The following is a 15150-nucleotide window of genomic DNA, read 5'->3' on the forward strand; positions in this document are numbered from 1 at the left end:
CTCGTTGCGGCGTGGTGAACGGACCCGCGGTGCCGACCGGTTCCGCGCTCCCGCCGTGGTCCTGCGCCATTGGAGAGCTGCACCGCTGCGGGCGATGGTCAATGGTTCACGGAACCCGTGCTCTCAGGCGACAGCACCCGGGCCTCTGCCATCAGCGGCAAGGCCTGATACCGGGAGATGCCGGTCTCGTCGATCACGAACAGCGGCCGAACCTGCCGCGCGTCGCTGTCCTGGACCATTGCCATGCGCTGATTGTCGAGCATGAGCCAGCGCCCGTCTAGGCGCGCGGCCGCGACGGCGTGATCTTCGCCGCGGACGACGTCGTGCAGGATCACGATCCGCAGATCGTCGGCGGCAATGCCGGCCATCTGAAGCGCGACGAACTTGGCGATCGCGTAGTCCTCACAGTCGCCGGCCCGGTGCTCGAACGTCACAAGAGGAGAGGCCCAGACATCCATCTGGCCATATTGAGCGAGGTCGCTGGCGGGGCGGATGGCCAGGTTGATCGCGCGATTGATCTGGCCGAGCCGTGCCCGCCCCTCGCGGAGACGGCCCTGATCGATGATCGTGAGCAGGCTGAGGGCGGCGGGGGAAACGCAGCGCTCGCGGTCGCCATCGCACAGCGCAAGCTGCACGCGCTCGTCCTCGAGCTTGCGCGCGAGCGCCAGCCACTTGTCGCGCAACGCGCCGGCGTCGAGGACGACCCGCGGCAGGGCGAAAGGCTCCGCATCCTCGATGGCGGCGAGCCCCAGTGGGCGCACGGCAGGACCGGCGCTCGCCGGACTGCCGAGCCATATGGCGGCGCTGGCGGCCGCGGCCGCCAGCGATGCGCGCATCAGCGCGAGAAAATTCATGTGACGCCCCGTGCCCGGATCTCGGTCGGCGCGATGCAGCGCCTGACGGAACCGGATGCTTGTTGGCGGTCAGCATGGATGTGGAGGCTTGGCCTCTGCTTAAAACCGGCACGCGGGCGATCAAATCGCAGGATTTACGCTGAACGTTGTGTTGCTCCGATGCGACAAATCCTAGCGAAAGCTGAGCGATGGTCGCGAAGGTCGGAAGGGTTCGCGGTGAAGTTGTGCTTTGAACTCAGCCGCCGCTCCCGCCAAATTGATGCAATTGGTCGATTCTTGTTCTCCCACCCACAGTCCTGCACTTGAAATCCGTTGTCAGGGGTAAGCCGGTGCGGATGTCGATGTCGGCAAAGGTATTGGCTGGTCTATGAATACTTGGAATTACTTCTATTTTCTGGAGAGACATGAATTTTGACTTGGCCGGTTCCGCCCGGAGCCAGCTGTAAAGAGGACAGAAACTCGACAACATCGTAGCGATCCTGCGGAAGCCGCCGTTTTTGGCCACCTGAAGCACAAGCTGAAGGTGGTTCCGCCAGACACTTGCCAGTGATATGCACGCCTTGAACACTCATTCTTATGTATTCATTAACCATAGTCGGTGGCCCCGTGAATTACGCTGGCAATTCTGACGCCGCGCTTTTCTCCGACGGCCGGGGCGCCTCCTCGCACGGTCACGTGCGGCTGGAGGCGCCGCACGCCCATGCGCCGACGGACGCGATCGTCGTTCCGGACGCGCATTTTCTGTTCAACGCCGATTTCAAGCGCTCCGGCCTCGACCTGATCCTCTCGTCCGATGGGCGCGAGATGGTGCTGCCGGACTATTTCAAGGGCGAGAAACGGGCGCCCCTGGCGTCACCCGATGGTGCGCATCTGACCGGCGACCTCGTCAATGCGCTCTCCGGCGCGGTGCAGGTCAGCCAGGCCGGGGCGGCTGCGAGTGTGAGCAAGGTCATCGGCCATGTGACCAAGCTGCAGGGCACCGCGACGGTCATCCGCAACGGCGTTTCGATTCTCCTGCACAACGGCGACAACGTCGAGAAGGGCGACGTCGTCCAGTCCGGATCGGATTCGACGCTCGGCATCACCTTCATCGACGGCACCGTGTTCGGCCTGTCGTCCAATGCGCGGATGGTGCTGAATGAGATGGTGTACGACCCCAACGGGTCGAACAATTCCTCGCTGATCAGCCTCGTCGCCGGCACGATCTCGTTCGTGGCCGGCGAGACCGCCAAGCACGGCGACATGAAGGTCGACACGCCCGTGGCGACCATGGGCATTCGCGGCACGGCGGTGCTGGTCGAGATCGATTTCACAGTGCCGGGGCAGGGCAGTCTGCCCGATGCCAAGTTCCAGGTGTTGGTCGAGCCCGATGGCCACACCGGCTCCTACGTCCTGTTCGACAAGACGACGCTGCAGCCGATCGCTGTGGTGAATCAGGCCGGACAGCAGATCCAGATCAGCAACGGAATCGTGAATCAGAGCGCTGTCCCGCTCACGCCGGACATCCAGAAGCTCATCAACGACGTCTTCTCGATCAAGTTCACCGACAACACCAATCCGAAGTCGAACACCCACTTCACCGATATCGGGGTGCCGCAGACGCTGACGCCGCTGACCTTGCCCAACGGCACCAGCGCAACGCCGGTGGTTCGCGTGGTCGACGACACCGGCCCGACGACCGGGACTGGCCAGACCGGCGAGCAGCCGTCGCACATCCCAGGTCCGCCGGACGTCAGGATTCTCGATGCCGGCGGCCGGCTGACGACGGCCTTCGGATTGATGGAGCGTGCCGGTCAGACCGGGAACGGCACCGATCTCGACACCGTTCTCAGCCGCATCAATTTCGTCGACATCAACGGCATCGACCGGCCGACGGTGTCGGTGAGCTTCAAGTCCTATGCCTACAAGAGTGCGCAGCAGACTGATGTCACGGGCTCGTTGAACGCCCTGCAACTGCAGGACGTCATGGCGACGGCCGTGAAGATCGCGGTCACGCCAGATCCGAACAACAAGAACTATGGCACGGCGACGCTGACCTACAGCGTTCCCGACAACTACTTCGACTTTCTGGCGGCCGGCGAGACGCTTACGCTGACCTACCTCGTACGCGTCGACAACAATTTCGCGCCGTCCAATGAATTCACCGTGGTGCCGATCACGATCACGGTGACGGGCACCAATGACAAGCCCGAGATCGTCGCAACCGTGCAGACGATCGCGTTCGAGGGCGGCACCAGCGTGCCCGGCGGGCCGCTGACCTCGGACGATCCGACCTCGGGCACGCTGACCTTCAAGGATGTCGACCTCACCGACAGCCATACCGTCTCGGCCAAGCTGACCGGCGCGGTTCTGGAAGGCGGCGGCAGCATTCCGCCGGCCCCACTGGCGCTGTTCGAACAGGCGCTGACGGCATCACTGGCCTCCGACAGCACCGGGAGCGGCACCGGCAAGATCAATTGGAGCTTCGCCAACCTGCCGGTCTACGTCGCGGATTTCATCCCCGCAGGCCAGACGCTGACGCTCACCTACACGGTGACCGTGACGGACTCGCAAGGCGCGACATCGACGCAGACGGTCACGGTCACGATCACCGGCACCGACGATCCGGCGGTGGTCTGGATTGCCACGACGCAGCCTGGCGAGAGCAGCGGCGGGCAGGTTCATCTGTGGAGCGACGGCGCGAACTGGGCAACCGGTCTGGCTCCGACCGCCGATGATGACGTCATCATCATCACCGATCAGCTGCACGGCCTGACGCCGGCCTTCCCGGTGAGGATCGATGACGGCGCCTACGCCTCCGCCAAATCGGTCACGCTGAATGACTTTGGCGGCGGCGCCGTCCCCGAACTCGACAATCACGGCTTGCTGACGATCGGCGGCGCGCTGACGGCCAAGGCCGACTCTCGCATCGTTAACTTCTCGGGCGCCACGATTACGGTGAATGGTTCGGCGCAGATGCTGGACCAGAGCGAGCTGCACAATGCCGGCGCTGTGGTGCTGGATGGCGGCGGCGTATTCGGGGCTGCGGCCAGCATCATCAACACCGGGACGGTCGAGCTGTCGGCTGGCACGCTGACCGTGCATGGCAACGTCGCGAATGCCGATCAGGACAGCTCCGGCTTGATCAGGGTCGACCTGGGCGCCACCCTGACACTCGACGGCGGCAGCATCGACGGCGGCACCATCCTGATCGATGGCGTGCCGATCGTTCAGAATATCGGCACGCTGGACGAAGGTGGGCAGACGCCACCGCAAGCCAACGGCCTGCTCGCCCTGAAAGACGGGGCCGAGATCAGCAATGGCGAACTGACCAATTTCGGTACGATCGATGTGTCTGGCGCCGGAAATGCCATCTCGAACGAGATCGTCACGAACGCCGGCCTGATCGACATCAAGCCGGATGGCGCGCTCGCGCTCGACGACGACACCAGCGTCGACAATACCGACGGTACGATCACGGTCGAAGACGGCGCGACGCTGACCCTCTCGCAGGCGCGCATCAGCGGCGGCACGCTGACCAATGAGTCCGGTGGAACCGTCGCCCTGACCGGCGCAGCCGCGCTGATCGGCGGCACGCTCGACAATTCCGGCATCGTCGCCGTGTCCGGCAGCGGCAATACGTTCGAAGACGAGACGATCACGAATGCGAGCGCCGCCGCGATCACTATTGCGGTGAGCAGCGCGTTGTCTCTGTCCGGCACGAGCATCGCCGGCGGCGCTGTCAGCAACGACGGGACGGTCTCCGTCGATGGCGACAGCACGATCGACGGCAGCGCCGTCGCGGGCGGCGCGCTATTGATCGGCGAGACCGGTCCGCTCGCGGAGATGACGGCCATCCTCACCGTCCAGGGTGGCGCGTCGTTGACCGGCGTCGACGTCACGATCGGCGACGGGTCGAGGCTCGAGGTCGCCGCAGAGGAGAGCGCCACCCTGGTCGGCGTCACCGTCGACAATTTCGGCACGGTCCAGGTGGACGAAGCCGCGCTGCTGCTGATCGAGCACAGCACGATCACCGGCGGCGATCTCATCAACCACGGCATCGTGCATGTCGAGACCGAGGCGGCGACGACCTTCGACAATGTCACCATCGACAACACCGGCGGCCAGATCATCATCGATGAGGACGGTGTGGTCCCGGTGGCGTCGACCCTGGTGCTCGATGGAAGCACGACGATCACCGGCGGCACGTTGGACATTCGGATCGCCGGCACGTTGGAGATTGCCGGCCACGATGTCGTGACCCTTTCGGGCGTGGACATCGACAATGTCGGCAAAATGACCGTCGATCTCGGTGCGACGCTCGATCTCGCCGGCACTGCGGTGAGCGGTGATGGCAGTCTCTATATCTATGGGACGATCACAGCGAGCGGCGCGAGCGGACTCAGCGGAACCATCTACAACGACGGCACGATCGAGATCACGGCCGGGACGTTCGAGATCAACGGGGATGTCACCGGCTCGGGGCTGATCAAGGTGGATGCCGGCGCGACGCTGACCGTCGATGGCCACGTCGACCAGGTCATCGACTTCAGCAGCGAAGGCAGCAGCGAGATCGTCATCGACGGCGCCAGCTTCTCCGCCAAACTCGCCGGCCTCGGAGCAGACGACAAGATCGATCTCCAGACGATCAAATGGAGTGACGCGACGACGGCGTCCTATGATGCTGACACGGGCGTGCTCACCGTCATCGACGGCGAAGGGCACAGCATCGCTCTGACCCTCGTCGGCGATTTCAGCGACTTGCATTTCGCCGGCAGCAAAGACGCCAATGGCGGGACGTTGATCACGGTGACGGCCAAGGACGACGTGCCGGTGGTTACAGATCCCGGCAAGCCGGGTGCGTTGACCGAAACGGGGGCTCAGACGGGCTCGTCTGATCTGCAAAGCGTCACCGGGACCATTCATTTCAGCGACGTTGACCTTACCGATCGCCCGACAGCGTCGATCCTGCCTCATGCGCAGAGCGTGACATGGGTCGCGGCCGATGGGCACACCGACTTGTCCAGCCAGCTCACGCCGGAGCAGATCGCCGCGTTCGAGCAGGCGCTGCAACTGAGCCAGGGCGGCAATGCCAACAATGGCAAGGTCGGCTGGACCTATGCCATCGCCGACGGCAAGCTCGATTTTCTTGGCGCCGGGCAGACCATCAAGGTCACCACCACGGTGACGCTCGACGATCATCATGAAGGCGGGACCGCGACGTCGACGATCGTCGTCACCATCACGGGCGCCAACGATCTGCCGGTCGTGACGAGCGATGCGCAGGCGGCCGTCATCGCGGAGCGCACGGCCAAGTCAGGATCGGACCTGCCCGACACCGCGAGCGGCACCATCACTTTCACGGACGCTGATATCACCGACACGCATGTCCTGAAGGTGATCGGCGACGTCGCGACCTCGGGTAACGACGGCGGCCTGCCGTCGGACATGTCCGTGCTCAAGAGCTGGCTGTCGCTCGGCGCGCTCACCGAATCCGGCAAGGGTGCGGGGTCGCAGGCTTGGAGCTTCGCTGCCGGCGACAAGGCGTTCGACTACCTCGGCGTCGGCCAGCACGTGACGCTGACCTACACGGTTGCCATCGATGACGGCCATGGCGGCGTGGTCGAGGTGCCCGTCACCATCACCGTCAATGGTGCCGAGGATGCGCCCGTCATCACCGGTGAGACGAACCCGCCGGTCCAGACTGTCATCTTGGCAGAGCAGGCGAGGGTGCTGGCGAGCTCCGCCAAAACGAACACGGAGGGCATGCCCACCGAGACGTTCGATCACGTGTCGGAAGGCGCGATCTCCGACAACGGACGCGGCCACGGCAGCTTCTACAGCGAGGCGCTGCACGCGACGTTCACGGCCTCCGGCAATGCGGGAATCGTGCACGGCTCGTCGCCGGTATCCGCGGCGCCCTACATGGTCGACGGGGCGGACAAGACCAACTATCTCAGCATCGGCAGCCAAGCCCAGGAGACGATCACCTTCGACAGCGTCAAGAACAGCTTCGGGCTGTATTGGGGGTCGGTCGACAGCTACAACAGCATCTCGTTCTACAACGGCAACAAGCTGGTGGCGTCCTACTCGGGCAGCGACGTCGCGCCGCTGCTCGCCAATGGCGGGCAGGCGTCGCTGGCCTCGAACGGCTATGTCGAGTTTCTCGGGCTGTCGCCGTTCAACAAGGTGGTGCTCGCCAGCAGCCAGAATGCGTTCGAGCTCGACAACGTCTCGGCGGGCACCATCGCCGATCAGCCGGTGAAATTGGCGAGCGACATGTCCGGCACCTTGACGGTGCTCGACAAGGATGTCGGCGACACGCTGACCGCTTCGGTGCACGACAATGGCGTGATCAAATACAATGGCTCTCTCAGCCTGCCCTCGAATGCCCATGTCCAGGCGCTGGCCGATGCCCACGCGATCACCTTCGACAGCGCGACATCCGATGGCGGTGCCGATGTCCTGCACTGGACGTATCATCCGGCCGACGTGAACCTGGATTTCCTCAATCCCGGCGACACGCTGACCGTGACCTATCAGGCGGAGGTCAGCGACGGCCACGGCGGCACTGCGAGCAAGGCACTGACCGTCACGTTGGCCGGCAACAGCGCCTCGACGATCAACGGCACCGATCAGAACGACAATTTCGTCAATGTCGGCGGCGGTGTCACGATCTTCGGCAAGGGCGGTAACGACACCTTCGTCTTCAATCCGCATTTCGGCAGCGCCACGATCGGCGATTTCGATCTCAACAAGGACATCGTCGAGCTCGATCATTCGCTGTTCGCCAGCGTGGACGCGATGGTGGCCGCCGCGCAGTCGGCCAACAACGGCCACGACACCGTCATCACCGATGCGGCGCATGATACGCTCACGCTCAAGGGCGTGACGCTGGATCAATTCAAGGCGCATCACGACGGCTTTCACCTGGTCTGAGTCCGCGGCGTTCGGGCTGCAGGCCACGGTGTGATATCGGTTGCTGCATGAAGCGATTGAGAGCAGTTCCCCGGTGGTTTGCACGCAGGTTTGGCTATGCGCGCCTGATCTGCCTGCTGCTGCTGGTCGCGTTCGCGGCGCTGCGCGTCGCTGATCCGGCCCTGGTGCAGGAGTTGCGTCTTCGTACCTTCGATAATTTCCAGGCGCTCAGTCCGCGGCCCAAGACGGTTCGCCCGGTCACCATTGTCGACATCGACGAGAAGAGCCTCGCTGATCCCAAGCTCGGCCAGTGGCCATGGCCGCGGACGCGCATCGCCGAGATCATCGAGAAACTGACCCAGCTCGGCGCCCTTGTCATCGCCTTCGACGTCGTGTTTGCCGAGCCGGACCGGCTCAATCCGGCTATCGCGGCGGATACCTTCCCCGGTCTGGATGAGGTGACACGCGAGAAGCTGAAGGCGTTGCCGTCAAACGATCAGGTGTTCGCCGAGGCCTTGCGAAGATCGCGCATCGTGCTCGGTGAGACGGCCAGCCTCGAGAAGCGCACCGATCTGGACAAGACACTGCCCGTGACCGGCTTTGCGATGCTGGGTGACCCGATCCCGTTCATGGAGCCGTTTCCTGGGCTGCTGCGCAACGTGCCGGTGATCGAGCATGCGGCGGCGGGGCGTGGCCTGTTCACGATCCCGCCCGAGCGCGACGGCATCATCCGCCGGGTGCCGATGATCATGCGGGCACAGGACGTCACGATGCTGGCGCTGAGCTTCGAGATGCTGCGGGTTCTGACCGCCACGGACACGGTGTTCGTCAAGGCTGAGGAGGGCGGCATCACCAGCCTTGGCCTGCGTGGGTTTCAGATTCCGACCGACGGCAACGGCAAGATCTGGGTGCACTACGCCAATCATGATCCATCCATCTATGTCTCTGCCATCGACGTGCTCGAAGGCCGCGTGTCACCGGAGAAGATTGCGCGGAAGCTGATCCTGATCGGCCCGTCCGCCATCGGGTTGAACGACATCAAGACCACTCCGGTGTACTCGGCCATGCCGGGCGTCGAGGTACACGCCCAGGTGCTGGAGTCGGTGCTGACAGGCTCAATTCTGACACGGCCTTATTGGGGCGTTGTGGTCGAGTTCCTTGGGGCCGTCCTGCTCGGTTTTCTCGTCATTGTGTTCGCGCCGCAGCTCGGCGCCATCACCCTGGTGATGGTTGGGGGACTGTTCGCGAGCGCGCTGCTCGGCCTCTCCTGGTACTTCTACACCCAGCACCGGCTGATGATCGACTTCACCTATCCGATGCTGTCGACAACCGCGGTCTACCTGACGCTGATCTTCGCCAATTTCGTCCGCGAGCAGGAGCAGCGCCGGCAGATGCGCTCCGTGTTCGGGCAATATCTGTCGCCCGTTCTGGTCGAGCAGTTGGCGGACTCGCCGCCCAAGCTCGGCGGCGAGGAGCGCGAGATCACGGTCATGTTCTCGGACGTGCGCGGTTTCACCACGATCTCGGAGAGCTACAAGCACGATCCGCAAGGCTTGACCCAGCTCATGAACCGGTTCCTGACGCCGCTCACCGACGCCATCATCGCCCGCAAGGGCTATGTCGACAAATATATGGGCGACGCCATCATGGCGTTCTGGAACGCGCCGCTCGCCGACAAGGACCATCAGATCAACGCCTGCGAAGCCGCGCTCGACATGCTCGACCGGATCGACCGGGTGAACGGCGAGCGCGAGCAGGAGGCCGCGCATGGCGGCCACGTCTACATTCCGCTCAAGGTCGGCATCGGCCTCAACACCGGCATCGGCGTGGTCGGCAACATGGGCTCCGATCTGAAGTTCAACTATTCGGCGCTCGGCGACAGCGTCAACCTCGCCTCCCGCCTCGAAGGACAATCCAAGGAATACGGCTTCCCGATCATCGTCGGCTCGGCGACGGCCATGGCAGTCAAGGACAGGCTCGCCATCCTCGAGCTTGACTTCATCATGGTGAAGGGCAAGACCGAGCCGGAGGTGATCTATGCCATCACCGGCCGCGAGGACGTGATGCATTCCGAGCGCTTCCAGCTGCTGCGCAACCTCACCATCGAGATGCTGGCCGCCTATCGCAACTGCGACTGGGACGAGGCGCTGGCTGCAATCGAACGAGGGCGGAGGAAGGACGAGGCGAAGGAGCTGGCTAAGCTCTACGATCTCTACGAGGCGCGCATCCGCCACTATCGGGTCGATCCGCCGCCCGAGGATTGGAACGGCGCCTACGCGCTGTTGACGAAGTAGCAATCCGTCGAAGGATGGACCCGGCCGCGCTGACGGGCATGGCGCGGCGACGATGGTAATCAATTGCAGATCACATAGGCCGAATAGGGCGGGCAACGCGTGCTGCGTTTCTCCGTGCCGGGAGCGTGGCGGGCGGGACGCGACGGCGGAAGGCTCCGTTTGATACGCGGTGGCTTGCCTCCCTCGTGCGCCAGCGGCGATGGCGCGACGACGTTGCCAGGCTTCGTGGAGGATGTCTGCGCGTCCACCACCGCGATGTTGCCGGCAAGCGCGAGCGTGACGACAACGAGTTTGACTGAACGAAAGCGCCTCCGGCGCTGCAGGATCGGCACGGCGTCGGCGCGATCCAGCAGATGTCGAGCGCTTGGCGTTTGTTGCGCGGCTGCAACAGCGGGATAGGAAAGATTCGGGAGCATGTGCGTCGGATTGTACTCGTTATAGACGTGCAATACCATAATGAACCACTTAAGGTGGCAAAATGCTGCAAATGGGGGGCATTGATGCAGTCTTTCGAGGATACAAGTGCGGCTGCTCCAATGAAGGAGAAGCCGGCATGGGGGCCAGTCAAGCGTTTCGCTCCGCCATATCGTTTCACTCGGCCACACTGGGGCAGCCTCATCGCGGCGGCAGCGTGTGTGCTTGGGGCCAGCGGGGTGTCCGCTGCGGATCTTCCGGTCAAGGCGCCGCCGGCGCCGGTTTCGCTGTGGGAGTTCGAGGTCGGCGCTCGCTATTTCTACAGTTCGGGCCGTACCCGTTACACGCTGGGTGATCCTTTCGTCGCAGGCCAGATCAATTCCCAGCTGACCTACAAGAATCTCAACAGCCATGCCGGCGAAGGCTTCGCCAGGGTCGATCACAATGTCGGCTTCTTCGCCAAGGGCTTTGCTGGCGGCGGAAACATCTTCAGCGGCACGCTCAACGACGAAGACTATCCGCCGGCAGTCATTCCATACTCAAACACGGTCAGCGACGTGAACAGCGGCAGGCTGTGGTACGGCACGATCGACGCCGGCTACAATTTCTGGAGAGGGCCTGCGTTCAAGGTCGGCGCCTTCATCGGCTACAACCATTTCTATGAGACCGTCAACGCGTACGGATGTACTCAGGTCGCGACCAACCCGTTCATCTGTGGTCTCGCTCCGGTTGCCGGAGGCGTGCTGGTGCTCAGCAAGACCGAGAACTGGGACTCGCTTCGTGTGGGGTTGAACGGCGTCTTCCATCTGGGTCAGAACTGGAACGTCACCCTCGATGGCGCCGTTCTGCCCTATGTCCGGCTGAGCGGATTCGATAATCATTGGCTGCGGCCCGACATCAATCCGCTTCCGCAGTCCGGAAACGGCTGGGGCTATCAGCTCGAAGGTATCGTGTCTTACGACGTGACGAGAAACTTCAGCGTCGGTCTCGGGGGGCGCTATTGGTACGCTCGGACGACATCCGGGACCACGCAATTCCCGGGCGTCCCGGGATCGCCCACGACATTCAGCTACGAGCGGTACGGCGGCTTTCTCCAAGCATCATACAAATTTGACTCGGGCGCGTTCGTCGTCGGCAAATGACATATTGGCTGTTGTGCTGAAGAAGAAGCCCGGCAGACGGCCGGGCTTCTTTGCGAGTGCGCGGCAACCGGCGCCGAACCGCTACTCCACGCCGATCGTGGTCAGGTCCTGGAACCAGTGCTGGGCCTGCACGAACTTCTTCACTTTGGGCGACAGCGCGTGCGGGTTGGTGTCATGGACGACCCACACCAGCGCGGCATCGTCGACGACCAGCGCATGCGCCTGTGCGATCAGCTCGTCCTGCTTCGCCGGATCGAAGGTCTGCTTCGCCTCGCTGATCAGCGCATCGACCTTCGGGTTCTTGTAGCCGCCCCAGTTGACGCCGGTAGGCGCGATCTGGTCGGAGGCGAAGAAGCGCACGATCGCGTAGAGCGGATCGGAGGTCACATAGGCGATGTTGTTGGCGGTGATGCCGGCGTTCATCTCGTCGGCGGCGCCCTTGCGCCAATGCGTGTACAGCGTCTCCAGCTCGACGACCTTGAAGTCGATGTCGATGCCGATCTCCTTGAAGCTCTGCTGCAGATATTCGTTCATCGGCAGCGACAGCATCTGGCCCGTGCCGCCCTGTGCGATGATGAAGGTCGTCTTCAGCGGTTTGTCCTTGGAGTAGCCGGCATCCTCGACCAGCTTCTTTGCTGCGGCGAGATCATATTTCAGGTCGAAGGTGGGCTTGCCGAACCACGGGCTCGACGGGTCGACCTGGCCCTTGGCGGGCTTCGCCAGGCCGTTCATCAGACCGACCACCTCGTCGCGATTGATCGCGAGGTTGAGCGCCTTGCGCAGCCGGATGTCGGTCCAGGGCGATCCCGGCAGTACGCTGAGATGATAGTTCCAGACGTGCGGCGTGACGTTGTCGACCAGCTTCATGCCGGCGGCCTTGAGCTGCGGCACGGCGTCGGGCGCCGGCGTTTCGATCAGATCGACTTGGCCGGCCAGCAGCGCGTTGGTGCGCGTCAGCGCCTCGGGCATCGGCACCAGCACGAGCTTGTCCGTCTTCGGGATGCGATCCTTGTTCCAATATTCGGAATTCTTCGTGAGCTCGGCCAACTCGCGCGGCACCAGCTTGGTCAGCTTGAATGGACCGGTGCCCGAGGGCTGGCTGGCGAACTTGTCCCAGTCCTTGCCGAGCTTCTCGTATTGCGCCGGGCTCGAAATCAGGAACCACAGCATCTGATAGGGGAAGAACGAGTCGACCGTCTTGGTCGTGATCTCCACTGTGGAGTCGTCGATCTTGGCGTAGCTCGCCACCGACGGAAGCCGCGTCTTCACCTGCGCGCTCTGCCGCTTGTCGAACTGCGGTGCCTTATCGTTGAGCACCTTGTCCAGATTCCAGATCACCGCGTCGGCATTGAAGTCGCTGCCGTCGTGGAACTTGACGCCCTTGCGCAGGGCGAAGCGCCACTTCGTCTTGTCGGCGTCGTCGACCTTCCATTCGCTGGCGAGGCCCGGAACGAGCTTGCCCGGTTTGTCGGCGACGCTCATGTCCCAGGCCACTAGCGGATCATAGATCGTGTAGCCGGTAAACTGATAGGCGCCGGCGCCGCGATCGGGCTGGCCCGTCGTCAGCGGAATGTCCGCCATCGAGATGCCGTAACGCAGGACGGTTTCGGCGCGCGCGGCAACCATGGAGAGGCCGAGGGCAAGCGCCGTGGCGAGCAGGGACAATCTAGTACGCATCAGGATGAAGCTCCGTGGGGACCCGGATCAAATTCGATGCCAAAATCCTGCAATCCGGGTGCCAAAGCTCAAAACGGATCATTTGAGTACAAACGTTGTGACCTCGCGTCGCAGGGCGACGGTCCGGCGCAGCGCTGGCATAGCCGTTGCATAACGCTGCACAGAATTTAGCCAGCTGATCGGAGATAAGATCGTGCTCTCGCGTATTGCGACTTCAATCGACAAACATGCAGCCGTTGCGGCCGCGATGATGACGACCGTAGCGGTCCTCGCGCTACCGGCAACGGCCGGCGCGGAATCGGTGCTGCGCATCGGCATGACTGCGGCAGACATTCCGCGGACGCTCGGCCAGCCCGATCAGGGCTTCGAGGGCAACCGTTTCACCGGCCTCACGATGTACGACGCGCTGACGATGTGGGATCTGTCGTCGGCGGACAAGCCGAGCGTCGTCATCCCCGGTCTCGCCACCGAGTGGAAGGTCGACGATGCCGACAAGACCAAGTGGACGTTCAAGCTGCGTCCCGGCGTCACCTTCCATGACGGCGCGCCGTTCAATGCCGACGCCGTGGTGTGGAACGTCGAGAAGGTGCTGAAGCAGGACGCGCCGCAGTTCGATCCGAGCCAGGTCGGCGTCACCGCCTCGCGCATGCCGACCTTGGCGTCGGCACGCAAGATCGACGATCTCACCGTCGAGCTGACGACCAAGGAGCCGGACAGCTTCCTGCCGATCAACCTCACCAATCTGTTCATGGCGAGCCCGACGAAGTGGCAGAAGCTGTATGAGTCCGCAACCGGCGCCGACGACAAGGCGAAGTCGCAAGCCGCCTGGGCCGCCTTCGCCAAGGACGCCTCAGGCACCGGTCCGTGGAAGATGGCGAAGTTCACGCCGCGCGAGCGGCTGGAGCTCGTCAGGAACGAGGCCTACTGGGACAAGGCACGCATTCCCAAGTCCGACAAGATGATCCTGCTGCCGATGCCGGAGGCGAACGCGCGCACCGCGGCGCTGCTGTCCGGCCAGGTCGACTGGGTCGAGGCGCCGGCGCCTGATGCGCTGCCCGAGATCAAGCAGCGCGGCTTCAAGCTCTACGCCAATGAGCAGCCGCATGTCTGGCCGTGGCAGTTCTCGCGCATCGAAGGCTCGCCGTGGAACGACATCCGCGTCCGCAAAGCCGCCAATCTCTGCGTCGATCGCGAGGGTCTGCGCGACGGGCTGCTTGCCGGCCTGATGGTGCCGGCGACCGGCACGTTCGAGAAGGGCCATCCCTGGCGCGGCAACGTCACCTTCGAGATCAAATACGACAAGGCGGCCGCGCAGAAGCTGATGCAGGAGGCGGGCTTCGGGCCGAACAAGAAGCTCGAGGTCAAGATCCAGACCTCGGCGTCGGGCTCGGGCCAGATGCAGCCGCTGCCGATGAACGAATACCTGCAGCAGGCGCTGGCGGAGTGCTATTTCGACGTCAAGCTCGACGTCATCGAGTGGAATACGCTGTTCACCAACTGGCGGCGCGGCGCCAAGGATCCGTCCGCCAACGGCGCCAATGCCACCAACGTGACCTATGCTGCGATGGATCCGTTCTTCGCGCTGGTGCGCTTCCTGCAGTCGTCGATGGCGCCTCCCGTCTCCAACAATTGGGGCTTCATCAACAATCCGAAGTTCGATGAGCTGGTGAAGAAGGCGCGCCAGACCTTCGATCCGGCCGAGCGCGACAAGGCGCTGGCGGAGCTGCATGCGGCTTCGGTCGATGACGCCGCGTTCCTCTACGTGGCGCATGACGTCGGTCCGCGCGCGATGAGCCCGAAGGTGAAAGGCGTGGTTCAGCCGAAGAGCTGGTTCATCGACTTCTCGCCGATCTCGGTGGAGCCTTAAGGCTC

General features: G+C 63.5%; 7 protein-coding genes. 4 read left to right on the forward strand and 3 right to left on the reverse strand.

From position 1 onward, the window contains the following. Positions 1 to 98: 98 nt before the first annotated feature. Entirely contained in the window at positions 99 to 854 is a 756-nt protein-coding gene (locus ACQR1H_RS09430; protein WP_434907465.1) for a transglutaminase-like cysteine peptidase, read from the reverse strand. A gap of 606 nt (positions 855 to 1460) precedes the next feature. On the opposite strand from ACQR1H_RS09430, the gene ACQR1H_RS09435 reads away from it, so the two are divergent. Both ACQR1H_RS09435 and ACQR1H_RS09440 read left to right on the forward strand, forming a co-directional pair. Then, positions 1461 to 7772: an Npun_F0296 family exosortase-dependent surface protein gene (locus tag ACQR1H_RS09435; protein WP_434907466.1), complete on the forward strand. Its 6312-nt coding sequence runs from the start codon at positions 1461 to 1463 to the stop codon at positions 7770 to 7772. 47 nt (positions 7773 to 7819) lie between these two features. Further along, positions 7820 to 10045, forward strand: a complete 2226-nt coding sequence (locus ACQR1H_RS09440) for a CHASE2 domain-containing protein (RefSeq protein ID WP_434890280.1) — start codon at positions 7820 to 7822, stop codon at positions 10043 to 10045. A gap of 59 nt (positions 10046 to 10104) precedes the next feature. Here ACQR1H_RS09440 and ACQR1H_RS09445 read toward each other — a convergent pair whose 3' ends face one another. After that, positions 10105 to 10500, reverse strand: a complete 396-nt coding sequence (locus tag ACQR1H_RS09445) for a hypothetical protein (protein ID WP_315805224.1) — start codon at positions 10498 to 10500, stop codon at positions 10105 to 10107. 45 nt (positions 10501 to 10545) lie between these two features. Here ACQR1H_RS09445 and ACQR1H_RS09450 point away from each other — a divergent pair, with 45 nt between their 5' ends. After that, on the forward strand, positions 10546 to 11601 hold the full coding sequence (locus tag ACQR1H_RS09450; protein WP_434873501.1) for a hypothetical protein: 1056 nt from the start codon (positions 10546 to 10548) through the stop codon (positions 11599 to 11601). A gap of 81 nt (positions 11602 to 11682) precedes the next feature. Here ACQR1H_RS09450 and ACQR1H_RS09455 read toward each other — a convergent pair whose 3' ends face one another. Next, the gene (locus ACQR1H_RS09455; protein ID WP_434907467.1) at positions 11683 to 13278 is read right to left on the reverse strand and encodes an ABC transporter substrate-binding protein; all 1596 of its coding nucleotides are present in this window, start codon (positions 13276 to 13278) and stop codon (positions 11683 to 11685) included. Between the two features lie 247 nt (positions 13279 to 13525). On the opposite strand from ACQR1H_RS09455, the gene ACQR1H_RS09460 reads away from it, so the two are divergent. Then, complete coding sequence (locus ACQR1H_RS09460; protein WP_434873503.1) at positions 13526 to 15145, forward strand: ABC transporter substrate-binding protein; 1620 nt, start codon at positions 13526 to 13528, stop codon at positions 15143 to 15145. Positions 15146 to 15150 lie beyond the last annotated feature (5 nt).

The organism is Bradyrhizobium sp. HKCCYLRH2015 (assembly GCF_051168215.1).
Classification (GTDB): Bacteria; Pseudomonadota; Alphaproteobacteria; order Rhizobiales; family Xanthobacteraceae; genus Bradyrhizobium.